This window comes from Ruegeria sp. BG7, assembly GCF_056535685.1.
Genome location: NZ_JBQFIU010000001.1, coordinates 2,408,137 through 2,431,758 on the forward strand (window position 1 = coordinate 2,408,137; position 23,622 = coordinate 2,431,758).

A 23,622-nucleotide genomic window follows, 5' to 3' on the forward strand; every position below is an offset into this window, starting at 1 on the left:
GGCACGGAGGACATATGGATCAGGCACAGATCGAAATTCAGGTACTAGGCACCTTGTCGCAGATTTCTGCGGCAGAGTGGGATGCCTGCGCCTGCCCCGAGGCCGCTAACGGCGGGCGGCCTCTTGATCCCTTTACGACCCATCGGTTTCTGCTGGCGCTGGAAGAAAGCGGGTCGGTCGGGCGCGGCACAGGCTGGCAGCCCCAATATCTGACGGCTTATCTTGACGGGATGCTGATTGCAGCGGCCCCAATGTACGCCAAATCGCACAGTCAGGGCGAATATATCTTCGATCACAGCTGGGCCCATGCCTATGAAAGCGCAGGTGGGCGATATTACCCCAAGCTGCAGATTTCGGTGCCGTTCACCCCTGCAACCGGACGACGTTTTCTGGTGCGCCCGGGTTACGAGAGGATCGGCATGTCAGCCCTTGTGCAAGGCGCAGTGCAACTGGCGGCAGACAATCAGGTCTCATCGGTGCACGCGACCTTTTGTACTGAAGACGAAGCGCTGGCCGGGGAACAGATGGGCCTGATGTTGCGCATCTCGCAGCAGTTTCACTGGTTAAATGAAGGCTATTCTGATTTCGACGCTTTCCTGATTGCCCTGTCATCACGCAAACGCAAGAATATCCGCAAGGAACGGGCGCAGGCCAATGACTTTGGCGGTGACATCCGCACCCTGACCGGCGACGCGTTGCGCCCGGAACATTGGGATGCATTTTGGCGGTTCTATCAGGATACCGGTGCGCGCAAATGGGGCTCGCCCTATCTGACGCGTCAATTCTTTGATATTGCGCAGGAAACCATGGCAGACGACATGGCCTTGGTGCTGGCGGAACGAGATGGCTATGCCATCGCGGGTGCGTTGAACTTCATAGGTAGTGAAACGCTTTTTGGGCGGTATTGGGGCTGCGTTGAACACCATGCCTGCCTGCATTTCGAATTGTGCTATTATAGGGCGATAGACTTTGCCATTGCCCATGGTCTGGCCCGGGTCGAGGCGGGCGCTCAGGGTGAACACAAACTTGCGCGAGGCTATTTGCCAACGCGCACGCATAGCTTGCACTGGGTCGGCGATCCGGGTTTTGCTGATGCCGTCAAAAAATATCTGGACGCCGAAGGCCGTGCAGTGGGAGAAGAGATCGAGATTCTAACGGACTACGGCCCGTTCAGGAAATCGAACCCGGAGGAACAGCAATGACCGAACTCTTGTCGACCGAAACCCGTGGCCCGCTGCTGGATCCGCTGTTCAAGAACGGCTGGACGATGGTCGAAGACCGAGACGCGATCACCAAAACGTTCATCTTCGACAATTTCGTTTCTGCCTTTGGTTGGATGACCCAAGTAGCGATTTGGTCTGAGAAATGGAACCACCACCCGGAATGGTCAAACGTGTACCGCACGGTTGAAGTCGTTCTATCCACCCATGACGTGGGCGGGCTGTCCTCGTTGGATGCCAAGCTGGCACGCAAGATGGACAGTCTTTGCTAGCGATCGTTGCCTGAGCCCTGGCCACCGGCGAGGGACGCGGCAGTGCCCATCTGTCGGAACTCGGCAGGTGTCACAGTCCCGTCGCTGACGTCAATGGATCTTGGGATACCCGTTGTCTTGTTTCCAATCTGGCGCACGCTGCGCGCGGCGGGGTTAATGTCGAGACAACGGTTTTCATAACAGGTCAGCCCGGATAGATTGATTTGAATGCGGGCCTGACCGTCCGGCCCCGTCACAACCGGGGCCTGCGGAACGTCACACGCTGCGACCAACGCCAATACACCCAAACCAATCCATTTGTTCATCTCAAACTCCTGTCCGTGGCAGGCCTAGTCCAGCTGGCCATTGCCATCCTTGTCCGCAGCGTTGAAATCCTCACCCATCTGAGCATCATATTCCGCTCTTGAGATAAAGCTGTCCTTGTTGCGGTCAACATCCTGAAACTGCTTGATGTCTAAAAACGGCTTTGCCTCGTCCAGCCCCAAAGTGCCATTCTTGTCTTCATCCATGGTCTGGAATGCGTAATCCGAGAATGCGTTGAACTCATCCTTGGACAAGAAGCCATCATTGTTCGCGTCAATGGCGTTCAGCTCTTTTTCATGCAATTCAGCAACGGTTTCCGCTGTTGCTGCAGATGCCAGAATAAAGGCTGCGGTTATGAAAATTGCTCGTGTCATGTCCATCCCCTCAGCATGCAAATCTTTGACCTTCAAATCCGCCAGCAGCAGCGCCTGCCGCGGTCAGTATCGTCTTGCCCGACCCACCGCCGAACTGGTTGCCGATGGCGCCACCGATCAACGCGCCGCCCAATGTGCCGCCCAGGCACGCGATCTCGTGCTGGCGCGCGGCTTGTTGTTGTGGGGTAGGGGCCGGTCCGCAGGCCGAGATCAGGGCTGCACCGGTCAGAATGAGTGATAATGTCTTAAGTTTCATAAAGAACTCCACGTATGCGTAGGCCAAGTATTTGCGCAATGGAGCAAGGCTTCAAGTTAATTTGGGGTGCAAAGGCCCCGGATACCCGGGGCCGATGTTGTTCAAATGGCCTCTAACAAGCCCTCACCGGCAGAGATCTCACAAGCGCCTGGATTTTCTTCCAAATTCAAGGCTGTGACTTTGCCGTCTTCAACCAACATGGCATAGCGCTTGGATCGTGCAATCAGACCGACAGGCGGGGCGTCAAAATCCATGCCAATGGCTTTGGTGAATTCCGATGTCGCATCGGCCAACATGGTCAATCCGGCCTCGGACGCGCCTGTCGCTTCGCCCCAGGCTTTCATGACAAACGGATCGTTGACTGAAATGCAGATGATTTCATCCACGCCTTTGGCGTCGAACTGATCTTTCGTCCGCATGAAGCTGGGCACATGCGCCGAATGGCAAGTCGGCGTAAACGCACCCGGAACGGCGAAGATCACCACTTTGCGGCCCTTGGTCTTTTCTGAAATCCGAACCTCTTCCGGCCCCTCCGCGCCCATCTGGGTCAGTGTCGCTTCGGGAAGGGCGTCTCCTGTTGAAATCATTTTTCAGCTCCTGTTGTTTGGATTTGCAGAATTGGGCTTAGCCGCAATATAGGTGGTCCAAACACGGAGACCACGGGAAAACTGCAGGGTGGGCAAAACATGAGCCAAATTGTCGTGATCGGTGCCGGTCAGGCGGGGGCATCTTTGGTGGCGCGGTTGCGCAAGGATGGGTTCGACGGGGACATCACTCTTATCGGGGCTGAACCGCATTTGCCCTATCAGCGCCCGCCTTTGTCCAAGGCATACCTTCTGGGCGAGATGGAGCTGGAGCGCCTGTTCCTGCGACCCGAGAGTTTCTATGCCGAGAACAAAATCACCCTTCGTCTGGGTCAGCACGTCACGGGCATCGATCGGCAAGCCAAGACTGTGACGTTGGGGGACGAGGTCATTTCCTACGACGAACTGGCGCTGACCACCGGGTCCGATCCGCGCCGTCTGCCCGCGGCTATTGGTGGCGACCTGGAAGGTGTGCATGTGGTGCGTGATCTGGCGCATATCGACGATATGGAGCCCAAGGTCACTGAAGGTGCCCGTGCGCTGATCGTGGGCGGTGGCTATATCGGGCTCGAGGCCGCAGCCGTCTGCGCCAAGCGCGGCGTCAAGGTGACTCTGGTCGAGATGGCCGACCGTATCCTGCAACGGGTCGCGGCACCCGAGACCAGCGACTATTTCCGCGCATTGCACAGTGACTACGGCGCTGACATTCGCGAAGGTGTTGGGTTGGATCGGTTGATTGGCGAAAACGGCAAGGTCACAGGCGCCCTTCTGACCGATGGAACCGAACTTGAGGTTGACTTTGTTGTAGTTGGTGTCGGCATCGCGCCCGCAACCCAATTGGCCGAGATGGCGGGGCTTGAGTTGGACAACGGCATCAAGACCGACGCCCATGGCCGCACTTCGGATCCGTCAATTTGGGCGGCAGGCGATTGTGCTTCGTTCCCGCACGGTGAAGGCCGGATCAGGCTAGAGAGTGTGCCCAACGCAATTGATCAGGCCGAGATCGTCGCGCAGAACATGCTGGGCGCTGCCAAGGACTACACCGCGACGCCGTGGTTCTGGTCGGACCAGTATGACGTCAAGCTACAGATCGCCGGTCTTAACACCGGATATGACCGCGTTGTGACCCGCAAGGGCGAAGGGCAGACCGTGTCCTTCTGGTACTACAAGGGCGATCAGTTGATAGCTGTGGATGCAATGAACGATCCCCGCGCGTATATGGTCGGCAAACGCTTGATCGACGCAGGCAAGACGGCCGATCCGGCCATCGTGGCGGATCCGGACGCGGACTTGAAGCCGCTGCTCAAAGCGTGAGGGTCATCGCCGGAGAGTTCCGGGGCCGCGCTTTGGCCTCGGTCGGCAAAGGGGATGCGGGGGCACGTCTGCGCCCCACCACTGACCGTGTGCGCGAAAGCCTGTTCAACGTCCTGACCCACCAGATCGACTTTGACGGTTTGCGGGTGCTGGATCTGTTTGCAGGTACCGGGGCGCTGGGGCTCGAGGCGCTGTCGCGTGGTGCGGCGCATGTCACCTTTGTTGATGACGGGCGCGTGGCGCAGGGATTGATCCGCAAGAATATCGACCTGACACGCAGCGCCGCGCGCACTGACTTGATCCGCCGTGACGCCACGCGGCTGGGAGACAATCCAAGCGTGCCTTATGATCTGATCTTTCTTGATCCCCCTTATGGAAAGGCCATGGGCCAGAAAGCTGTTACCGCTTTGGCAAACGGCTGGCTTGCCGAGGATGCACTCTTGGTTTGGGAAGAAAACACCCCGATGCAAGCACCCGCAGGGTTCAAGCTGCACGACAGTCGGAAATACGGCGACACGCATATCTCTTTGATGTGGAAAGACGAGTCGGATGCATGATCTGGTGATTTTCGATTGCGATGGCGTTCTGGTCGACAGCGAAGTGATCTCGAACCAGGTGCTGATGGGCAATCTGGCTGGTTATGGCCTGCACCTGACATTGCCTGAATGCATGTCGCTGTTTGTAGGCGGAACGATGGTTGGAGTACGCGACAAGGCACGCAGCATGGGTGCCGATCTACCCGAGGGCTGGGTGGATCAGATCTATGCTGAAACCTATGACCGCCTGCGCAAAGGGGTACCTTTGGTGCCTGGTGTTTCCGAATTGTTGGCGGCACTGGATCAAAACGGCATCCCGTTCTGCGTTGCGTCAAACGGCAGCCCGGACAAGATGAAGATCACTCTGGGTCAGAATGGGATTTGGGACCGGTTTAAGGACGTTATGTTCTCGGCTCATGTTCTGGGAACTGGCAAACCGGACCCAAAGATGTTCAAGCTGGCCGCTCAGCGCTTTGAAGCAAATTCCCCTGTGGTTATTGAAGACAGCCAGAATGGTGTAACAGCGGCCGTGCGGGCAGACATGCGCTGTTTGGCCTATGCCCCGCACGGAGGCGGCGACAGCTTGGCTGATCTGGGTGCCGAAGTCATCACGGATATGGCACAGGTGCACCGGCTTTTGGGACTCAGAGCCTGAATTGTGCTAACGTGCGGTCATGGACCGCGCCCTTACACCCTTTAGCTGGACGTTTGCCCGCGACGCCGAAGCCTCAACCGGGCCCGAGCGCAAGCCGATGCGCGCGCCGGTTTTTATCCACGACGCGGTGACGCCTTGGGGGGCAGAGACAATGCTGCTGAAAGTGATGCGCGAACAGGCTGCCGATCAGGAGGAATAGGTCGGGTGGAACTTGTCGCCCGGCGAGAGTGTAAAAATCTCGACCCCATCCGCCGTAACACCCACCGAATGCTCGAACTGTGCCGACAGTGACTTGTCGCGGGTCACAGCTGTCCAGTCATCGGCCAGCGTCTTGGTTTCAGGACGGCCCAGATTGACCATCGGTTCGATGGTAAAGAACATACCCTCTTCCAGAACCGCGCCAGTGCCCGGACGGCCATAGTGCAGAACGTTGGGCGGCGCGTGGAACACGCGGCCCAGACCATGTCCACAAAAATCGCGTACAACACTCATCCGGTGCGCTTCGACATAAGCCTGAATGGCGTGGCCGATATCGCCAAAAGTGTTGCCGGGCTTGACCATCTCGATGCCCTTGAACAGCGCGTCATGGGTTACTTGGATCAGCCGTTCTGCCTTGCGGGGCAGTTTCCCGGCCACATACATGCGCGAGGTGTCGCCAAACCAGCCATCGACGATGACAGTCACGTCAATGTTCAGGATGTCGCCATCCTTCAGCTTTTTTTCACCCGGAATACCATGGCAAACGACGTGATTAACGCTGATGCAGCTGGCGTGCTGATAGCCTTTGTACCCAATCGTGGCCGAAGTTGCGCCTGCGTCTTCAACCATCTGAGTGATCAGCCCGTCAATCGCGCCAGTCGTCTGGCCGGGAAAAACGTGTTCTGCAATATCATCCAGAATGCGTGCCGCCAAAGCCCCTGCCGCGTGCATTCCGGCAAAGTCGCTTTGTTCATAGATGCGGATGCCGTCTTTGGTCAGGCGGCCACGATGTTCTTTCATCGACGCTAAGCTCCAAATGTTTCGCGCAGCATTCCTTTTACGCTGCTTGTGCAGAAAGTACCAGAGGGCGCAGGGTCACACTCCTTGAGCGAAGTAGTTCGACGGCTTATCGGTTTCAACAGCCGCTAGTTCATGTCGTCTTTACGACCCTATGTCGCAACAGGCTCAATCCCACGCTATTTTGGGGGGCGGAGTGCCACAAACTTCCAAACGAGCGGACAGTGCTATCAATTTACCCTTGGTCGCGGCTATTTCGCCTTCCAAGTCATCTCCCGACAAACTGGATACGGGAACTCCGATCAACAGCACACCAACAGCGTCACCAGCAACCGCTTGTTTCTGGGCGGAAACCAAGGCGGGTACTCTGGCGACCTCTTGTTGGTAGAGTTGTCGTGCCTTCGCGCAGGAAACGTCGCTATAGACATCCCCTATTGGAACCGGTGCAATCGAACTTGGTTGTTCCGCGCACGCGGTGACGGCGAGAAGGACTGCCAATGTGATTAAGTTTTTTGGCATGCTGAACTCCGTGATTTCTGACAAAAGGCGACAGTTTCGCGAAGGCTCAGCAGGTATAGGTGAACTCCCACTGAGGGTCGATGACCAGTCGGGCAGAACGGATGTCACATGTTCTGCCGGTTGACTTCAGGTATTCTGCCGCTGCCGATTGAAAGACCAACTGCGTGGGGTCCATACTGCCAGCCAAGCCGAATGTTGCCCCTTCGGCGGCACCTGCCAATGCCGCATCTCCCAAGCTGGGCGTCAGCATAATCAAGCCGCTTTCAGGCTTGTCGAAGATGCGCCAGGTTCTGCCATAGGCTTCGAAGTTTATTGGGTCGACGTCGCCATATGTCTTCATCGCGTAACTCATGCCCGAGCAAGAGGCCGTGTATAGGAGTGCGGCGCACAGAACGGTCATACCAATAGCTTTGTATCGCATGACAAATCTCCCCCCGAAATTGTCGTGCTGAGTAGCAAAGCTTTTTGTGCGCTAATTAACCTTGATATGAATCAACAAATACCGTTTTAAGAATATATATAGTGAGCTTTAGGTTTGACCCGAGACGCCAGGCTTTCTTGTTTCTCGAGGGTGCTGCTGAATGGGCTCTAGATCTGTTTGGGTAAGACTGCGACACCCAAAGGTGAAATCTCTGTCCCATACACCAACCGTTCCACCCCCTGCGCCTGTGCTGATTCAAACGCCGCCGCATAGGCCGGGTCAATATCAGCCGCCAGTGCAAACTGGTCGCAATCGGTGCGTTGTACCAGATACAGCATGATCGCGCGGTGTCCTTGCGCGGCCATTGCTGCCAGCTCGCCCAGATGCTTGGTGCCGCGCGCCGTGACACTGTCGGGAAACTCGGCCAGGCCGGGCTGGCGCGAGAGGGTCACGCTTTTGACCTCGACATAGGCGTGGGGCAGGCCCGGCCCGGTCAGTAGGAAATCGATGCGGCTGTTTTCGCCGTATTTCACCTCGGGCCGGACGGTGTCATAGGCGGCCAGTTCTGCGATCTCACCAGCTTCAAGCGCTGCCCTTAAGGCGCGATTGGGAACCGAGGTGTCAACGCCAGTGAAATGCCCGTTTTCGTGATCCACCAGTCGCCAGCCGTATTTCAACTTTTTCTTCGGGTCGTCATTGGGTTCCAGCCAGATTTTCTCGCCCGGTTCGGCAAGCCCCATCATCGATCCCGGATTGGCGCAATGGGCTGTAACCTCATGCCCGTCTTCCAGCGTGCAATCAGCCAGAAAGCGTTTGTAGCGACGGATCAGGCGGGCGGGGACAAGAGGGGTTTCAAAACGCATGGTTCAGGGCCTATACCTGCCCCTGAGAACGATCAAGAGGGGAGAGCGCCATGGCCAATCCAACCGCAGCGATGCTGGTGATCGGGGATGAAATCCTGTCCGGCCGCACCCGTGATGCGAATATGCATTTTCTGGCGCAGGAGCTGACGAAACATGGCATCGACCTGAAAGAAGTGCGCATTGTCAGCGATGACGCCCCTGCCATCGAAGGGGCGGTTAAGGCATTGTCTGATGCCTATGACACCGTCTTTACCAGTGGCGGCATTGGTCCGACCCATGATGATATAACCGCCGATTGCATCGCGCGGACCTTCAATACGCCGATTGATATCAGGGATGACGCGCGGGCATTGTTGCAGGCGCATTACGACAAATCGGGGTTGGAACTGAACGCCGCCCGACTGCGCATGGCCCGCATTCCCGATGGTGCGGCGCTGATCGACAATCCGGTCTCGACTGCACCGGGCTTTACTCTTGTGAACGTGCATGTGATGGCCGGTGTGCCTTCGGTGTTTCAGGCGATGGTGGCCAGTGTTCTGCCAACGTTAACCGGAGGCAACCCCTTGCTGTCGCAAACTCTGCGCGTGGATCGGGGCGAGGGCGATATTGCCACAAACCTGTCCGCCTTGGCCGAAGAGTTCAGCGACCTGTCCATCGGCTGTTATCCGTTCCAGATCAACGGAGCCTTCGGTGCCAACGTCGTGATACGAGGCACTGACGGAGGGCGGATTGATGCGGCGATGACCCGTCTGGCGAAAGAGTTGCAACTTTGAGCTTGAACTGGGCGGATATTGTCGACGGCACATGGCCTGCCGCAGGCTATAAGGCGCTTGGCCCGTTCCAACTGCGCGAAGGGCGGGGTGGCGGGTCACGTGTTTCTGCGGCCAATGCGCTGGGTCCTGCAACAGACGCGGATATTGACGCCGCCGAGGCTGCAATGCTGGCCATGGGACAGAAACGCATTTTCTGCCTGCGTCCGGGTGATGAGGCGCTGGATACAAAACTGGCTGATCGGGGGTACAGCGTTCTGGACCCGGTCAACATCTATGCCTGTCCGGTCGACCTGCTGACAGATCAACCGATCCCTCCGATCATGGTCTTTTCGGTCTGGGAGCCGCTTGAGATCATGCGCGAAATCTGGTCTTCGGCTGGGATAGGCGCAGAACGGCAAGCGGTCATGGCGCGCGCGAAAGGTCCCAAGACCAGCCTGTTGCTGCGCCATAACGATAAACCCAGCGGCGTGGCATTTGTCGCGATGCACGGGGATGTTGCGATGGTCCACGCGCTTGAAATTCTGCCCGATCATCGCCGCCAAGGTCTGGGCCACTGGACCATGCGCGCGGCGGCAATCTGGGCGCGGGATAATGGCGCGCAGACCCTCAGCGTGATCTGCACCAAAGCCAATGCAGGTGCCAATGGCCTTTATCGCGCGCTCGGGATGGAGCTTGCAGGCGAATACCATTACCGTCACCTTGAGTGAACTGAAGAGGCTGCCGTGACACAAAAAGACATGCCCACCGCGCTGAACCTGCCCATGGTCGATCCGCTGCCGCCGGAAACGCAGAAATACTTTGATATCTGTGTCGAAAAGCTGGGAATGGTGCCGAACGTATTGAAAGCCAACGCATTCGACATCGACAAGCTGAACGCCTTCACAGCGATGTACAATGACCTGATGCTGGCCGACAGCGGCTTGTCCAAGCTGGAGCGCGAGATGATAGCGGTGGTGGTATCGTCGATCAACAAGTGCTTCTACTGTCTGGTCGCACATGGCGCGACGGTGCGTCAGCTGTCGGGTAATCCGCAACTGGGTGAGATGCTGGTGATGAATTACCGCGTTGCGCCGCTGGATCCACGTCAGCGTGCGATGCTGGATTTTGCTGCCAAGATGACTACCTCCAGCGCCGAGATCGAAGAACCCGACCGGCAGAAGCTGCGCGATGTTGGGTTCACCGACCGGGACATCTGGGACATTGCCAATGTTACCGGTTTCTTCAACATGTCCAACCGGGTGGCCAGCGCGACAGCAATGGTACCCAACGAAGAATATCACGCACAGTTTCGATGATCCGTACGGCTGTCCTTTTATCAATGCTACTGACGGGGCCGGTTCTGGCGCAGGACCTGACCCTGCCCACCAGTGCGCGCCAGATCAGTGACCGAACCTCGCCGTTGGACAGTTATGACCTGCCGACGGGGCCTTATGAGAACGGGGCAGTGCCTTCTGACACAATCGAAGGTCGGGTTGAGCGGTTCACGTGGCGGTTACAGGCAGGTTCCAGCACGACACTGCAATTATTGTCCCCGCTGCGCGACCAGATCGAGGCGCAAGGCTACAAGATCCTGTTTGAGTGCGAGGCGCAAGCATGCGGCGGCTTCGATTTCCGTTTCTGGACGGAAGTTGTGCCGACACCAGACATGTATGTCGCCATTCAGGATTACCGTTTCCTTTCAGCGACCAAGGGGTCCGTTGCGCTTAGCTTGTTGGTCAGCCGCAACCCGCCAGATGGCTACGTACAGTTGATCCGCGTAACGCCGCAGGATGCGCCTGACCCTGATCCGGTTTTGGTCGAACAGGCCGTCGAAGGCTCGGGCGGATTGCTGGAGGCTCTGACAAGCGCAGGGCATGTAATCCTGGATGATTTGCATTTTCCAACCGGCGAGGTGGCATTGGGTGAAGGGCCGTTCGCCTCGCTGACTCTGGTCGCCGGTTACCTGTCTGACAACCCCGATACGCGACTTGCGTTAGTAGGGCATACCGATGACACTGGCGCGCTGTCGGCCAATATCTCTGTCAGCAAAAGCCGGGCCGAGGCCGTACGCACCCGATTGATCGAGGCGCATGGCGTGGCCCCCGAGCGGATCGAGGCGCAGGGCGTGGGCTATCTGGCTCCGATAACGTCCAACGCGACGCCCGAGGGGCGCGACCTGAACCGCCGGGTCGAAGCGGTTTTGCTGGTCAACTGAACAGGTACGGTCAAGCCTAAAGGCAAAAAAAGACCCGCACTTTGACATGCGGGTCATAAGGTTGGTCTTCAGGGAGAATTACCAGTCCATCGGGCCTTTGTCGTGGTAGGAATTGACCAGGAAGTCGATGAAGGCCCGAACTTTGGGTTGTGTGAAGCGGCCAGGCGGGTAGACGGCATAGATGCCCTGAACCTCGTCCGGCAGAGATGGCATGGCGTCGACCACCTGTCCTGATTTTAACGCTTCGGCATAAAGATAGCTGGGAAGGTAAGCGATCCCCAGCCCCGAGATGGCCGCGTTCAGCAGCGATTGCCCGTCATTCACGCTCAACCAGCCCGCGGTACGCACCTGGCGTTTTTCACCCGATGGCGCGGTCAGTTTCCAGACGTTGCCCGAGGATTGGCTGGAATAGTGCAGCAGCTTGTGTTCGTTCAGATCATCGATCTTCTGCGGGCGTCCGAAGCGTTCAATATAGCTGGGTGCAACCACCATGCGTTTCACGGTTTCAGTTAGCTTACGGGCGCGCAGCGTGCTGTCTTCCAGCTCGCCGATGCGGACGGCCACGTCAAATCCTTCGGAAATCAGTTCGACATAACGGTTGTTCAGAACCATGTTCACTGTGATGTCGGGATAGGCGGCCAGGAACTCGGACAAAACGGGGGACAGGTGATTCACGCCGAAGTCGGTGGCAACGCTGATGCGCAGCAGGCCCGATGGGGCCGATTGCATCGACGTAACCAGCGAATCTGCTTCGCCCGCGTCATTCAGAACACGCCGCGCGCGGTCATAGTAGGCAAGGCCGATTTCCGTCGGCGACACCCGGCGTGTGGTGCGGTTCAGCAACCGGGCCCCCAGACGCGCTTCGAGGCTCGAGACATGTTTGGACACGGCGGATTTGGAGATGCCCATCTTTTTGGCCGCATCGGTGAAGCCACCTTGATCCACCACATTGGCGAAGGCTTCCATTTCAGTCAGTCGGTCCATACTCGTTCCCCAGATCTTGATTTCCTCTCTGACTATGGCGCTGAATCTGGGCGGAAACGCGGCAGACATGGGATAATATCAGGGATTTGAATCGGATCGTTTGCGTATGGGAAACGCAGAAACAGTGGTTTCCAAATGCGCCTGTGCCCCTGTCTGGCTATGTTTTTTGGCGCAGCGACCTAATGTGTTACCTTGAGGATGGCATTTTTGTGACAAGGGAGGAGACCATGAAGACCGTTTTCACCATCGCTGCCTTTTGCCTTTTTGCGGGCTTTGCACACGCCGGGGGTGAAACGCCTTCGAACCCCGACGCGAAGGTTTATTTCGTTAATCTATCTGACGGTGACACAGTGCAATCACCGGTCACGGTTGTCTTCGGTCTCAGCGGAATGGGCGTCGCCCCGGCCGGGACCGAGAAGGAAAATACCGGCCACCACCACCTGTTGCTCAACCGCCCCCCGATTGGTGAGGGCGAGGATGGAGCGGATGAGCTGGCTTATGGCCTTCCTGCCGATGACAACCATATGCATTTTGGCGGCGGCCAGACCGAGGTGACACTGGACCTGCCCGCAGGTCAGCACACGCTGCAACTGGTATTGGGAGACGCGGGCCATGTGCCACATAATCCACCGATTGTGTCCGAGGTGATTACGATTACCGTTGAGTAGGTAGCTGCACGCCTGTTTACTTTCGGTTTGATGTGGGGAACTCTCCGGCAAGTGGTCGGAGGGTTCAATGTCGCTTGAGTTTTTCATTACATCTTTGATCGTCGTGCTGTTGCCGGGCACCGGCGTCATCTACACGCTGGCCATTGGGCTTGGCCGAGGATTTCGCGCCAGCATTGCGGCGGCAGCAGGCTGCACGCTTGGAATCGTACCCGCCGCTGTGGCCAGCATTATCGGCTTGGCCGCTCTGCTGCATACAAGTGCGCTGGCCTTTCAGGTTCTCAAATACCTTGGGGTGCTCTACCTGTTCTATATGGCGTGGGGGATTGTCCGCGAGGGCGGTGCGATGGAGGTCAGCGCGAATAAATCAGCCAAAGGGTACCTTAGAATTGCGGCGACCGGCACGCTGATCAACGTGTTGAACCCCAAACTATCGTTGTTCTTCCTCGCGTTCCTGCCGCAATTTTTGCCCGCCGGCACAAACCATGCAGGGCTGGCTTTGGTGCAACTCGCGCTTGCCTTCATGGCGATGACCTTTGTTGTCTTCATCGCCTACGGGGCCTGCGCGGCCTTGGCGCGGGACTACATAATCCACCGCCCGTCAGTGATGGCCTGGATCAAACGGTGTTTTGCAACGGCCTTTGGCGCGCTGGGGGTGAAACTTGCGCTGTCCGACTGACCGAGCTTAAAGCTCGGCCGCCAATCGTGTTCCCTGATTGATCGCCCGTTTGGCGTCCAGTTCGGCCGCTACATCCGCACCGCCGATTACGTGGGGGGTAACGCCGCGTTCGATCAGCGCGTCCGCCAGCGACCGGTCTGAAACCTGCCCGGCACACAGAACGATTGTGTCCGCCGAGATCGCGGTCGGGTCAGCACGGTCTTCGCCAAAGCTGACATGCAGGCCGTCATCGTCGATGCGCTCATAGTTCACACCGCCCACGAAGTTGACGTTTTTCATCTTCAACGCTGCACGGTGAATCCAGCCAGTTGTTTTACCCAATCCCTTGCCGTGTGCCTGTTTCTTGCGCTGTAGCAATGTGACCTGACGCGCAGGCGCGCTGGGTTGAGGCCCTTCTGGCGCAAGGCCCGAGCGGTGCTCGGCCGGGTCTGTTACGCCCCATTCCTTCATCCAAAGCGGCAAGTCGGTGGTTGCGCTGTGCCCGTCCTCCAAAAGAAATTCGGAGACGTCAAAGCCTATACCGCCTGCGCCGATTACGGCGACGGATTCGCCGACTTCGGCCTTGCCACGCAGCACGTCGATATAGCTGAGGACATTTTCTCGATCCTGCCCCGGAATCTGCGGATCGCGCGGGGTGACGCCGGTTGCGATGATCACCTCGTCAAAGCCGGTCAGATCGTCGGCGCTGACCTCACGGTTCAATTCCACCTTTACGCCCAGATCGGCCATCATGGTGCGATACCAATCGACCAGCCCCCAAAACTCTTCCTTGCCCGGAACCTGTTTGGCCATGTTCAACTGCCCACCAATCTCTGCGGCGCGGTCAAACAAAGTCACGTTGTGGCCGCGCTGGGCAGCGGTCATCGCGGTGGACAAACCGGCTGGGCCCGCACCGACAATGGCAACGTTTTTCTGCGTCGAAGCAGGCTCAATCACCAGTTCAGTCTCATGACAGGCGCGGGGATTGACCAAACAAGACGTCAGCTTGCCGCTGAATGTATGATCCAGACAGGCTTGATTGCACGCAATGCAGGGTGCGATTTGCGCAGATTGCCCCGCAACGGCTTTGTTGACGAAATCGGCGTCTGCCAGCATCGGGCGGGCCATCGACACCATATCGGCACAGCCGGAGGCCAAAACCTCTTCGGCGACCTCGGGCGTGTTGATCCGGTTCGAGGTGATTACAGGTATCGAAACCTTGCCCATCAGCTTTTTCGTCACCCAGGCGAAAGCAGCACGCGGCACACTGGTGGCGATGGTCGGAATCCGCGCCTCGTGCCAGCCAATGCCGGTGTTGATGATGGTGGCACCGGCCTTTTCAACCTCTTGCGCCAGTTGCACCACTTCTTCATGGGTCGAGCCGTTGGGGACCAGATCAATCATCGACAGGCGGTAGATGATGATGAAATCGCGGCCAACGGCCTCACGCGTGCGGCGCACGACCTCGATAGGCAAGCGCATTCTGTTTTCGTAGGTCCCGCCCCAGCGGTCTGTGCGTTTGTTGGTATGGGTCACAAGGAACTGGTTCAGGAAATACCCTTCAGACCCCATGATCTCGACCCCGTCATAGCCCGCCTGTTGGGCCAGAACGGCGGCGTTCACGATGTCGCTGATCTGTTTTTCGATGCCGTCTTCATCCAGCTCATTTGGCGGAAAGGGTGAGATAGGGGATTTCACCGGACTGGGGGCCACGCATTTCGGGCCATAAGCATAGCGGCCTGCGTGCAGGATCTGCATCGCGATCTTGCCGCCTGCTTCGTGCACCCGCTGGGTGACGATGGAATGGTTCGCCACCTCTTTTTCATTGGTCATCATCGACGCGCCGGGCAGAACCGAGCCCTCAAGATTTGGACCAATGCCACCTGTCACCATAAGCGCCACGCCGCCGCGCGCCCGGTCCGCATAGAATTCAGCCACCCGGTTCCAGTCACCGGTTTCCTCAAGCCCCGTATGCATCGAACCCATCAGCACGCGGTTCTTCAAGGTGGTAAAGCCCAGATCCAGCGGGGCCAGCATGTTTGGGTACGCAGTCATGGCGAAACTCTCCCTCCCGAATATGCGAGTTAGATTGACCTTCGCGTCATCTTTGTCACGCGAAACCCCACGTCACCCTCTTTGCTGTTGCCCCTGTGGTTGTTAGAGATTGGCGGAACAATCCGATGAGGCCCCGTATGACCCCCGAAGATATCGCCAAGCTGCCCTACCGTCCTTGTGTGGGGCTAATGCTGATAAATGCGGACGGCAGGATTTTTGTGGGTCAGCGCAATGATCGCCACAAAGACGCCTGGCAGATGCCGCAGGGCGGCGTGGACAAGGGCGAAGACCCGCGCGATGCGGCCCTGCGCGAGTTGTGGGAGGAAACCGGGGTAACCTCGGACCTGGTGGAGATCGTGGCCGAAACCGACGGTTGGCTGCCCTACGATCTGCCGCAGGACATCGTGCCCAGGATCTGGAAAGGGCGCTATCGCGGGCAAGAGCAGAAATGGTTCCTACTGCGCTTTGTCGGTAAGGATGATCAGATCAACATCGAAACCGACCACCCAGAGTTTTCACAATGGAAATGGCAAGCGCCTGATCGGTTGATCGACGAGATCGTACCGTTCAAACGGGACGTGTACGAGCAAGTGCTGGCGGCTTTTGAAGACCACCTCGGCTCGTATAAGTGACGCTTGGGAAAGTTGGACATCCTTTTGGCGGGACTTTAGCGCAGAGCTGTTTTTAACTGGCCAGTCATGATGAAAACCACCTATCCCAGCCCCGCGCGTGCGCATCGTACCGCCGACATGATTGTCCATGTGATCGGTTTGTCCCTGATCCTGACGGCTGGCAGCCTGCTGATCGTGAACGCCTATCAACGTCTGGATGTTGCGCTGCTTCTTGCGGTCATCGTTTATGTTCTCAGTGCACTTGCGTCGAACCTTGCGTCCTGCGCCTATCATTTTGCGCCTTGGCATGATCGCCGCAAGCTGTTGCGCCGTATCGACCACGCCGCGATTTATCCCAGTATCTGCGGGACGTTCACACCATTCTTCGTTCAGGCGGGCACGGCATGGACCATGACCTTGCTTTGGGTGTGCTGGGGGCTGACCATCGCAGCCGTCTGGAACAAGATCGCGAATGAGACGGTTAAGTCGCGATGGTCGACGGCATCATACCTTGGTTTGGGTGGTATCGGTTTAGGCGCAATCCCAGACATGACCACCGTTCCCGCAGCCACCCTTTGGTGCATTGCGGGCGGTGCAGTCAGCTATGTCGTTGGAACGATGTTTTACGCCCAAAAGACACTGCCGTTTCGTTATGCGATTTGGCACGTCTGGGTGAACCTGGGTGGGGTTCTGATGTTCGTCGGAATCTGGCTGGCGCTGTTTTCTAACTAAAGGGTAGGGTTGGGGCGCTGACGCCCCAATCCATTTTGTGAAAAGGACCCGATCCGAGGTCAGAGCAACCCTTCGGCGCGCAGCAATTCCTGCATGTTTGCCTCGGGGCGCGGACCGATATGGCTGATGACTTCGCGGGCACAGACATTGCCGATCTTTGCGCAAGTCTCATAATCCCGACCTGTGGCCATGCCAAACAGGAAGCCTGCAGCGAACTGATCACCCGCACCTGTTGCGTCCACGGGCACAATCTTTTCAACCGGCACGTCAATGCGGCCGTCACTATTCAGAACTGTCACACCGTCGCCTGACCGGGTGCAGACAACCAACGGACAGATGGCGGCGGTTTTGGCCAGCGCTTCCTCCAGATCGTCGGTTTCGAACAACGACTTGATCTCGGCCTCATTGCCGATCACGAAATCCAGTTCGTTTTCGATCAGCAACAGGAAATCGACGCGGTGACGTTCCACGCAGAACGGGTCGGAAATGGCAATACCGGCCTTTCCGCCGCCCTTGTGACAGGCGCGCGCGGCTTCAAGAAACGCGGCTTTGCCCTTTTCCTTGTCGAACAGATAGCCTTCGAGGAACATGATCTGGCTGTTTCCTGCAACGTCATCCGAGACGTCCTGCGAGGACAGCTCGGATGAAATCCCCAGATAGGTGTTCATCGACCGCTCACCATCGGGCGAAACAAAGATCATCGAACGCGAGGTCGGCAGCTCTCCGCCCGGAACCGGTGGGTTCACGAAGTCAACGCCGTCTTCGTTCATCGCATCCGCATAGAACCGCCCCAGCGCGTCGTCGTGCACGCGCCCGATAAAGGCAGCGTCCAGTCCAAGGGCACCGGCCCCCGCGATGGTGTTGGCGACCGAACCGCCAGGCGTCTGCACGCGGCCTTCCATCGAGGCATAGAGAACTTCACCGCGCTCCTGCTCGATCAGCTGCATGATGCCTTTCTCGATGCCCATCAGTTCCAGGAAACTGTCGTCGGCCTGGGAAATCACGTCTACGACGGCATTTCCGATGCCGGTCAGTTGGTAAGTTTTCATTGGGTTTTGTCCTCGAATCGACAGAGATCACGGATGATGCAGGTCGGGCATTGCGGCTTGCGTGCCTTGCAATGGTACCGGCCATGCAGGATCAGCCAGTGATGTGCATGAAGCTGGAAATCAGCAGGTATGTTGTCTTCTATGGCGCGCTCGACCGCGTCCACGTCCTTACCGGGGCAAATGCCGGTTCGGTTGCCGACGCGAAAGATATGCGTATCAACCGCCTGAGCAGGTTGCCGCCACCACATGTTCAGAACCACGTTGGCCGTCTTGCGCCCGACACCCGGCAGCGATTGCAACGCAGCACGGGAATTGGGAACCTCGCCGCCGTAATCTTCGACCAGAATCCGGCTAAGCTTGATGACGTTTTTCGCTTTCTGACGAAACAGGCCGATGGTCTTGATATGTTCGATCAGACCCTCTTCGCCCAGGTCCAGCATCTTTTGTGGTGTGTCGGCGATCTTGAACAATTCGCGCGTGGCTTTGTTGACGCCCGCATCGGTCGCCTGCGCCGACAGCGCGACGGCCACGACCAGGGTATAGACGTTCACATGCTCAAGCTCGCCCTTGGGTTCGGGGTCGGCCTCCTGAAAGCGCGTAAAGATCTCGCGGATCGTATGATAGTCGAGTTGTTTTGCCATCCGGGCCTTAATGCCGTGGGATTGTGCGGGCTGCAATTGAAAACACGCTTTATGTAGTCATGCGCGAAGCTCGTTTAGCTTGGTTGCAAGCTTTACAGCTTCAAACTCTGCAGGGGTCTCGTCACCCATTGGGCAAAAGCTGGCCACCAAAAGCCCGGAAGGGGTGTCTGGAAACTGCGCGATCAAATTTGCCGAAAACGGGCCGCATCCAGTGTGCCCGATAACGCGGCCCACGGGTTGGGCCGCACCGATCATCAGACCAAGCCCATAGCCGGTTTCGCTCCAAACCCGTCCCGGAATAGCCGGGCCTTGCATGGAACGGCTGAGCAACTGGTCTTTACTTGCAGCAGATAACAGATCGCCGTTCAGGACGGCGCGTAACAGGCGCAAGGCGTCGGTTGCAGTGCCCATAAGGCAGCCGTGGTAGACCCAGTCCGGGTGATAACCATGCGCGTTCCAATACAGTTGTTCGAAATCATCCCGTGTCCGAGCAACACGCGCGGTCAGACCCAGCGGCTGGCAAATACGAGCCTGCATGATTTCGGCCAGACTGGCGTTGTGCACCTCTTCCAGAAATTGGCGCAAGAGCAGATAGCCCACATTTGAATATACCCAGTTCGTTCCGGGCGGGTAGGCGAGGTTGCGAAAATCTGCTTCTGCCAACAACTGCTCGACAGACCAGGGATCTGCACCTTGCGCGACGGCATCTCCATAGCCCGGTAGCGCCCCATAATCTCTCAGCCCGGCGCGGTGCTGCATCAATTGGCGCAGCGAAAACGGATGCTCTCGGAACGGTGCATCAAGATCGCATTGCTGGCGTTCCCACGCCTGCATGACAAGAACTGCGATTGCAGTTTTGGTGAAGCTCCACCAGGGAAACAGGGATTCACCGCACTCGTCCAGAAGAACGCGGCCTGTTTGGTCCATGGCGGCGGAGAGGGTCATGTTCGGCCCGGAATTGATTGGATGTGGTTCGACCCTAAGTCAGATCAATTCTCAAAGAAATACGGTTGCGCAAGTTTCGGGTCGCTCACCAATAGGCAGACGACGTATAGTCTGGGAAATAGTGCAAGAGGTAAGCGACATGAATGTCCAGACCCCGGAAAGCGGATACCACTACAACGTCATGCGCCGCGCAATCGACCTGATCGATCAGGGTGGCGAGGGCCTGAGCCTCGATGAGCTGGCCCGTCAGATGGATATGAGCCCCGCCCATTTTCAACGCTTGTTCTCGCGCTGGACCGGGGTATCGCCGAAACGGTATCAACAATACCTCACGCTGGGCCACGCAAAGGCCCTGCTGCGCGAGCGGTTCACCACATTGGAAACCGCGCATAACGTTGGCCTGTCCGGCAGCGGCCGCCTGCACGATCTGTTCCTGAAGTGGGAATCCATGAGCCCCGGCGAATACGCTCGGAAAGGCGCAGGATTGACGATCTATTGGGGCTGGTTCGAATGCCCCTTTGGCCCTGCGCTGGTCATGGGCACAGACAAGGGCATCTGCGGCATGGCATTCGGGGCAGAGACCGGGGAAGAGGCCGCGATGGATGACATGATCTCGCGCTGGCCCAAAGCGGATTTCGTTGAGGATCCGATGCGTTTGCGTCCTTGGGTGCTGAGTGCCTTTGGGGCTGCCAGCGACCGGTTGGAACCAACGCCGCTTTACCTGATCGGATCGCCTTTGCAGATCAAAGTGTGGGAAGCGTTGATGCATATCCCTTCTGGGCAGGTCACAACCTATTCCGAGATCGCGCAGCGCGTAGGCTCACCACAAGCTGTTCGCGCCGTGGGAACGGCAGTTGGGCGCAATCCGGTCAGTTGGTTGATCCCTTGTCACCGCGCGCTGCGTAAATCAGGTGGGTTAGGTGGTTATCACTGGGGTCTGCCGGTGAAGCGCGCCATGCTGGCCTATGAAGCAGCGCAGGCAGACGCCTGATTGACAGATGACCCGACCGCTGCCAAAAGGCACCGCAGGTTCGGGTCCCCTGCCGTTCGCGGCCTTTGGCTTTGGTGAAACCCGGTTTGAAAGACATCTGTTGCCCTTTTTCCGGCGCGCGGATGGTAATGCGAACCCCGTCCAGACTTCGCGCCCGTTCAAAGACACGAGGCACATGATGACACGACTCCAAACCGTTGCTCCGGTTGAAGAGCTGAAAGAGCAGGCAAAACGCCTGCGGGAAAAACTGAAAGCGACGGGCGTATCCCTGTCGCATAGCGCCACACTGGAACTGCTGGCCCATCAGCACGGCGTACGAGACTGGAACACATTGCATGCAATGGCCGGAAATCGGATGCACCTGCGTGTAGGTGACCGGGTTGAGGGACGATACCTGGGTCAGGCATACACGGGGGAAATTCGCGGCATAACTATGCTGGGCGATGGCGCGCGCCGTCGTGTTACCCTGCATTTCGATACGCCCGTCGATGTGGTGCGGTTCGATAGCTTTTCCGCCTATCGACAGCGCGTCACCGGAGAGATTGGCTGGGATGGTCAATCCCTACGGCACACATCTGACGGAGAGCCTCAGCTTGTGGTGCGGCCTGTTTGAAACACTAAGGGCGGGGCACCTGTATTGCCCCGCCCAAATTGATTGACTCATTGGACAACTTATTAAGCCGCCCATCCGCCGACCGCTTTGACTTCAAGGAAGTCTTCCAAACCGAAAACACCACCTTCGCGCCCGTTGCCGGATTGCTTCATACCCCCGAACGGAGAGCCTGCGCTGCGTGACTGGCCGTTCATCTCGACCATGCCCGACCGCAAGACACGTGCCATACGATTGGCCCGCGCGCCGTCTTGCGTCTGAACATAGTTGGTCAGGCCATACGGCGTGTCGTTAGCGATCTCGATAGCTTCTTCTTCGGTGTCGAAGGGGATCATGGTCAGAACCGGACCGAAGATTTCTTCGCGTGCGATGGTCATCTGATTGTTGGCGTCGGCAAAGACTGTAGGGCGGACATAATAGCCTTTGTTCAGCCCCTCTGGCCGTCCGGTGCCACCAGCCACCAAACGGGCACCTTCGTCGATGCCTTTCTGAATCAGGTCCTGAATCTTGGTCCACTGGACCTCATTCACCACCGGGCCAATGTGGCGGCCTTCTTCGATGGCAGGGCCGACCTTGACCATGTTGGCCACTTCAATCGCCGTTTCCACCGCCTTGTCGTAAATCGGGCGCTGCACCAGCATCCGGCTGGGTGCATTACAGCTTTGGCCCGTGTTTTGCATCATGTGCAGCACACCGCGTTTGACGGCCTTGTCATCTGCATCCTCAAAGATCACATTCGCGCCTTTTCCGCCCAATTCCAGATGCACTTTCTTGAGTGTCTCTGCAGCGTTCTTCGAAATCGCGGTACCAGCACGGGTCGAGCCGGTAAAGCTGACCATATCCACATCTGGATGGCCGGAAAGTTGCGAACCAACGCCCACCCCGTCACCGTTAACCAGATTGAACACGCCGGGCGGAAAGCCTGCCTCATCCATCATCTCGGCAAAGATCATCGCGTTCAGCGGGCTTTGTTCTGATGGTTTCAGCACCATGGTACAACCCGCAATTGCAGCCGCACCGACCTTGAGCGTGATCTGATTCATCGGCCAGTTCCACGGCGTGATTAGGGCGGCGACGCCGACCGCCTCATAGATGATGCGATCATTGGGGGCGTGGTCGCCCAACGGGCGTTCGAACTCAAACGCCTTGGCGGCGCGGATGAAGTTTTTCAGGTGGTAGATACCCGCCCCGGCCTGCGCCGAACGGGCCAGATCAATCGGTGCACCCATCTCAAGTGACATGGCTTGCGCCAGATCCTCGGAACGCGTCGCGTAAAGTTCGATTAGTTTTTCCATCAGCGCAATGCGGGTTTCCACCGGAGTCGCCATCCAACCGGGCAGCGCGGCTTTGGCCGCTGCAACAGCCGCATTTGTGTCGGCTTCATCACCCAGTGAAATCACAGCACAGGGTTCCTCGGTCGAAGGGTTGATCACTTGAAAATCATTGGGCGACGAAGGAGAGACCCACTGACCGTTGATGTAAAAATCCCGCTTTTCGATCATCGTGAATCCTCCTGATGGATCGGCACTAACCCAGTTGTCAGCGCATACTCTGGCAGCCATACCAAGATCGAGCAATAGCGAATTTGATCAAATTATTTTCCTTTAACGCGGTCGAATTCCGTATCCCTGAGCGCAGGGGATGGTTTAACCTGCGCGCAAAGTGACTAGGTTCCAAGCAACCGACTCAGGTTTTTAACAGGAAAGGAGATGCCCCATGGGTTTGCGCATCAACGATACCGTCCCAAATTTTACAGCAGAAACGGATCAGGGCACCGTTCAGTTTCACGACTGGATCGGCGACAGCTGGGCTATTTTGTTCTCGCACCCAAAGGATTTCACCCCTGTTTGCACCACCGAGTTTTCGGCTGTTGCGCAACTGAATGACGAATGGGCCGCGCGCAACACCAAAGTGATCGGCGTATCGGTCGATGGGGTCGAAGACCACAAGAAGTGGAAGAAGGACATCGAAGAATACGGCAAGGCCAACCCCGGTTTCCCGATCATCGCCGATGACGGTTTGGCTGTGTCCAAAGCCTTCGACATGTTGCCCGCAGAAGCCTATCTGCCTGACGGTCGCACTCCGGCTGACAGCGCAACTGTGCGTTCGGTTTTTATCATCGGCCCGGACAAGCAACTTAAATTGTCGATGACCTATCCAATGACCGTGGGTCGGAATTTTGCCGAGATCCTGCGCGCTCTGGACGGGCTGCAGATGTCGGCTAAGGGCGTTGCAACCCCGGCTAACTGGGTACCGGGTGAAGATGTGATCATTCCGCCTGCAGTGTCGAACGATGAAGCAAAAGAGAAGTTCGGCGAGTTTGAAACGATCTTCCCTTATCTGCGCAAAACCAAGGCGCCGTCCTAAATCGGTTGCCGGTTCAGAGGGGGGGCTGTCTGCC

Annotated in this window: 31 protein-coding genes; 17 read left to right on the forward strand and 14 right to left on the reverse strand. The window is 57.6% G+C overall.

All coding sequences use genetic code 11. The features are described from left to right. The first annotated feature begins 14 nt into the window (after window positions 1-14). Window positions 15-1,202: a GNAT family N-acetyltransferase gene (locus ACR3EH_RS11900; RefSeq protein ID WP_171184368.1), complete on the forward strand. Its 1,188-nt coding sequence runs from the start codon at window positions 15-17 to the stop codon at window positions 1,200-1,202. Next, entirely contained in the window at window positions 1,199-1,492 is a 294-nt protein-coding gene (locus ACR3EH_RS11905) for a 4a-hydroxytetrahydrobiopterin dehydratase (protein ID WP_171184366.1), read from the forward strand. Before ACR3EH_RS11900 ends, ACR3EH_RS11905 begins: the two co-directional genes overlap by 4 nt. Here ACR3EH_RS11905 and ACR3EH_RS11910 read toward each other — a convergent pair. The 4 genes from ACR3EH_RS11910 to ACR3EH_RS11925 all read right to left on the reverse strand — a co-directional run bounded on the left by ACR3EH_RS11910 (window position 1,489) and on the right by ACR3EH_RS11925 (window position 3,012). Further along, window positions 1,489-1,797, reverse strand: a complete 309-nt coding sequence (locus ACR3EH_RS11910; RefSeq protein WP_171093188.1) for a hypothetical protein — start codon at window positions 1,795-1,797, stop codon at window positions 1,489-1,491. The genes ACR3EH_RS11905 and ACR3EH_RS11910 overlap by 4 nt on opposite strands. 24 nt (window positions 1,798-1,821) lie before the next feature. Beyond that, entirely contained in the window at window positions 1,822-2,169 is a 348-nt protein-coding gene (locus ACR3EH_RS11915) for an EF-hand domain-containing protein (RefSeq protein WP_171093191.1), read from the reverse strand. A gap of 10 nt (window positions 2,170-2,179) precedes the next feature. Beyond that, window positions 2,180-2,425 (reverse strand): glycine zipper 2TM domain-containing protein, encoded by a 246-nt coding sequence (locus ACR3EH_RS11920; protein ID WP_171093193.1) that lies wholly within the window; start codon window positions 2,423-2,425, stop codon window positions 2,180-2,182. A 101-nt stretch (window positions 2,426-2,526) separates the two neighbouring features. Next, window positions 2,527-3,012, reverse strand: a complete 486-nt coding sequence (locus tag ACR3EH_RS11925; RefSeq protein ID WP_171184365.1) for a peroxiredoxin — start codon at window positions 3,010-3,012, stop codon at window positions 2,527-2,529. Window positions 3,013-3,111: 99 nt separating this feature from the next. Between ACR3EH_RS11925 and ACR3EH_RS11930 the strand changes: the two genes are divergently transcribed. The 4 genes from ACR3EH_RS11930 to ACR3EH_RS11945 are packed head-to-tail and all read left to right on the forward strand — an operon-like array spanning window position 3,112 to window position 5,713. Then, window positions 3,112-4,323 carry an NAD(P)/FAD-dependent oxidoreductase gene (locus tag ACR3EH_RS11930; RefSeq protein ID WP_171675836.1) on the forward strand — a complete coding sequence of 404 codons (1,212 nt, stop codon included), beginning with the start codon at window positions 3,112-3,114 and terminating at the stop codon, window positions 4,321-4,323. Next, window positions 4,320-4,880, forward strand: coding sequence for a 16S rRNA (guanine(966)-N(2))-methyltransferase RsmD (gene rsmD, locus ACR3EH_RS11935; protein ID WP_171184361.1), 561 nt, complete (start codon window positions 4,320-4,322; stop codon window positions 4,878-4,880). The genes ACR3EH_RS11930 and rsmD overlap by 4 nt, the downstream gene beginning before the upstream one ends. Then, window positions 4,873-5,514 carry an HAD family hydrolase gene (locus tag ACR3EH_RS11940; RefSeq protein WP_171184359.1) on the forward strand — a complete coding sequence of 214 codons (642 nt, stop codon included), beginning with the start codon at window positions 4,873-4,875 and terminating at the stop codon, window positions 5,512-5,514. The genes rsmD and ACR3EH_RS11940 overlap by 8 nt, the downstream gene beginning before the upstream one ends. 19 nt (window positions 5,515-5,533) lie before the next feature. Further along, window positions 5,534-5,713, forward strand: a complete 180-nt coding sequence (locus ACR3EH_RS11945; protein WP_171184357.1) for a hypothetical protein — start codon at window positions 5,534-5,536, stop codon at window positions 5,711-5,713. Here ACR3EH_RS11945 and map read toward each other — a convergent pair. The 4 genes from map to sfsA form a co-directional block, all read right to left on the reverse strand. Continuing rightward, window positions 5,701-6,513, reverse strand: coding sequence for a type I methionyl aminopeptidase (map, locus tag ACR3EH_RS11950; RefSeq protein WP_171093205.1), 813 nt, complete (start codon window positions 6,511-6,513; stop codon window positions 5,701-5,703). The genes ACR3EH_RS11945 and map overlap by 13 nt on opposite strands. Window positions 6,514-6,678: 165 nt before the next feature. Next, complete coding sequence (locus tag ACR3EH_RS11955; RefSeq protein ID WP_171184356.1) at window positions 6,679-7,029, reverse strand: hypothetical protein; 351 nt, start codon at window positions 7,027-7,029, stop codon at window positions 6,679-6,681. A 46-nt stretch (window positions 7,030-7,075) separates the two neighbouring features. Beyond that, a complete protein-coding gene (locus tag ACR3EH_RS11960; RefSeq protein ID WP_171184354.1) occupies window positions 7,076-7,450 on the reverse strand; it encodes a hypothetical protein in 375 nt (124 codons plus the stop codon). A 167-nt stretch (window positions 7,451-7,617) separates the two neighbouring features. Beyond that, window positions 7,618-8,313 (reverse strand): DNA/RNA nuclease SfsA, encoded by a 696-nt coding sequence (gene sfsA / locus ACR3EH_RS11965; protein WP_171184352.1) that lies wholly within the window; start codon window positions 8,311-8,313, stop codon window positions 7,618-7,620. 50 nt (window positions 8,314-8,363) lie between these two features. Here sfsA and ACR3EH_RS11970 point away from each other — a divergent pair, with 50 nt between their 5' ends. Genes ACR3EH_RS11970 through ACR3EH_RS11985 form a run of 4 tightly spaced genes read left to right on the forward strand, consistent with a single transcriptional unit; the run spans window position 8,364 to window position 11,280 of the window. Further along, window positions 8,364-9,086, forward strand: coding sequence for a competence/damage-inducible protein A (locus ACR3EH_RS11970; RefSeq protein WP_171184349.1), 723 nt, complete (start codon window positions 8,364-8,366; stop codon window positions 9,084-9,086). Then, window positions 9,083-9,793 carry a GNAT family N-acetyltransferase gene (locus tag ACR3EH_RS11975; protein WP_171184348.1) on the forward strand — a complete coding sequence of 237 codons (711 nt, stop codon included), beginning with the start codon at window positions 9,083-9,085 and terminating at the stop codon, window positions 9,791-9,793. Before ACR3EH_RS11970 ends, ACR3EH_RS11975 begins: the two co-directional genes overlap by 4 nt. 30 nt (window positions 9,794-9,823) lie before the next feature. Then, on the forward strand, window positions 9,824-10,381 hold the full coding sequence (locus tag ACR3EH_RS11980) for a peroxidase-related enzyme (RefSeq protein WP_171184788.1): 558 nt from the start codon (window positions 9,824-9,826) through the stop codon (window positions 10,379-10,381). Next, complete coding sequence (locus ACR3EH_RS11985; protein WP_171184347.1) at window positions 10,378-11,280, forward strand: OmpA family protein; 903 nt, start codon at window positions 10,378-10,380, stop codon at window positions 11,278-11,280. The genes ACR3EH_RS11980 and ACR3EH_RS11985 overlap by 4 nt, the downstream gene beginning before the upstream one ends. A gap of 78 nt (window positions 11,281-11,358) precedes the next feature. Here the strand turns inward: ACR3EH_RS11985 and ACR3EH_RS11990 are convergent, their stop codons facing one another. After that, window positions 11,359-12,264 carry a LysR family transcriptional regulator gene (locus ACR3EH_RS11990; protein WP_171093217.1) on the reverse strand — a complete coding sequence of 302 codons (906 nt, stop codon included), beginning with the start codon at window positions 12,262-12,264 and terminating at the stop codon, window positions 11,359-11,361. A 227-nt stretch (window positions 12,265-12,491) separates the two neighbouring features. Here ACR3EH_RS11990 and ACR3EH_RS11995 point away from each other — a divergent pair, with 227 nt between their 5' ends. Both ACR3EH_RS11995 and ACR3EH_RS12000 read left to right on the forward strand, forming a co-directional pair. Further along, the gene (locus ACR3EH_RS11995) at window positions 12,492-12,932 is read left to right on the forward strand and encodes a DUF4399 domain-containing protein (RefSeq protein ID WP_171184345.1); all 441 of its coding nucleotides are present in this window, start codon (window positions 12,492-12,494) and stop codon (window positions 12,930-12,932) included. A gap of 67 nt (window positions 12,933-12,999) precedes the next feature. Continuing rightward, window positions 13,000-13,608, forward strand: a complete 609-nt coding sequence (locus tag ACR3EH_RS12000) for a LysE family translocator (protein ID WP_171184343.1) — start codon at window positions 13,000-13,002, stop codon at window positions 13,606-13,608. A gap of 6 nt (window positions 13,609-13,614) precedes the next feature. Here the strand turns inward: ACR3EH_RS12000 and ACR3EH_RS12005 are convergent, their stop codons facing one another. Continuing rightward, window positions 13,615-15,642, reverse strand: coding sequence for an NADPH-dependent 2,4-dienoyl-CoA reductase (locus tag ACR3EH_RS12005; RefSeq protein ID WP_171670647.1), 2,028 nt, complete (start codon window positions 15,640-15,642; stop codon window positions 13,615-13,617). A 137-nt stretch (window positions 15,643-15,779) separates the two neighbouring features. On the opposite strand from ACR3EH_RS12005, the gene ACR3EH_RS12010 reads away from it, so the two are divergent. Together ACR3EH_RS12010 and trhA are read left to right on the forward strand one after the other, a co-directional pair. After that, window positions 15,780-16,274 carry an RNA pyrophosphohydrolase gene (locus tag ACR3EH_RS12010; protein ID WP_171184338.1) on the forward strand — a complete coding sequence of 165 codons (495 nt, stop codon included), beginning with the start codon at window positions 15,780-15,782 and terminating at the stop codon, window positions 16,272-16,274. 66 nt (window positions 16,275-16,340) lie between these two features. Then, entirely contained in the window at window positions 16,341-16,985 is a 645-nt protein-coding gene (trhA, locus tag ACR3EH_RS12015) for a PAQR family membrane homeostasis protein TrhA (RefSeq protein WP_171184337.1), read from the forward strand. Window positions 16,986-17,044: 59 nt separating this feature from the next. Here trhA and ACR3EH_RS12020 read toward each other — a convergent pair whose 3' ends face one another. Genes ACR3EH_RS12020 through ACR3EH_RS12030 form a run of 3 tightly spaced genes read right to left on the reverse strand, consistent with a single transcriptional unit; the run spans window position 17,045 to window position 19,620 of the window. Beyond that, window positions 17,045-18,034 (reverse strand): adenosine kinase, encoded by a 990-nt coding sequence (locus tag ACR3EH_RS12020; protein ID WP_171184335.1) that lies wholly within the window; start codon window positions 18,032-18,034, stop codon window positions 17,045-17,047. Continuing rightward, entirely contained in the window at window positions 18,031-18,675 is a 645-nt protein-coding gene (gene nth, locus ACR3EH_RS12025; protein WP_171093231.1) for an endonuclease III, read from the reverse strand. The genes ACR3EH_RS12020 and nth overlap by 4 nt, the downstream gene beginning before the upstream one ends. Before the next feature lie 57 nt (window positions 18,676-18,732). Continuing rightward, entirely contained in the window at window positions 18,733-19,620 is an 888-nt protein-coding gene (locus ACR3EH_RS12030) for a serine hydrolase domain-containing protein (protein ID WP_171184334.1), read from the reverse strand. 139 nt (window positions 19,621-19,759) lie between these two features. On the opposite strand from ACR3EH_RS12030, the gene ACR3EH_RS12035 reads away from it, so the two are divergent. After that, window positions 19,760-20,611, forward strand: a complete 852-nt coding sequence (locus tag ACR3EH_RS12035; RefSeq protein ID WP_171184332.1) for a bifunctional helix-turn-helix domain-containing protein/methylated-DNA--[protein]-cysteine S-methyltransferase — start codon at window positions 19,760-19,762, stop codon at window positions 20,609-20,611. A gap of 7 nt (window positions 20,612-20,618) precedes the next feature. Beyond that, on the forward strand, window positions 20,619-21,224 hold the full coding sequence (locus tag ACR3EH_RS12040) for a glyoxalase superfamily protein (RefSeq protein ID WP_371732096.1): 606 nt from the start codon (window positions 20,619-20,621) through the stop codon (window positions 21,222-21,224). 62 nt (window positions 21,225-21,286) lie between these two features. Here ACR3EH_RS12040 and ACR3EH_RS12045 read toward each other — a convergent pair whose 3' ends face one another. Then, window positions 21,287-22,723 (reverse strand): aldehyde dehydrogenase family protein, encoded by a 1,437-nt coding sequence (locus ACR3EH_RS12045; protein ID WP_171675838.1) that lies wholly within the window; start codon window positions 22,721-22,723, stop codon window positions 21,287-21,289. A 214-nt stretch (window positions 22,724-22,937) separates the two neighbouring features. On the opposite strand from ACR3EH_RS12045, the gene ACR3EH_RS12050 reads away from it, so the two are divergent. After that, the gene (locus ACR3EH_RS12050; protein ID WP_171093240.1) at window positions 22,938-23,588 is read left to right on the forward strand and encodes a peroxiredoxin; all 651 of its coding nucleotides are present in this window, start codon (window positions 22,938-22,940) and stop codon (window positions 23,586-23,588) included. Window positions 23,589-23,622 lie beyond the last annotated feature (34 nt).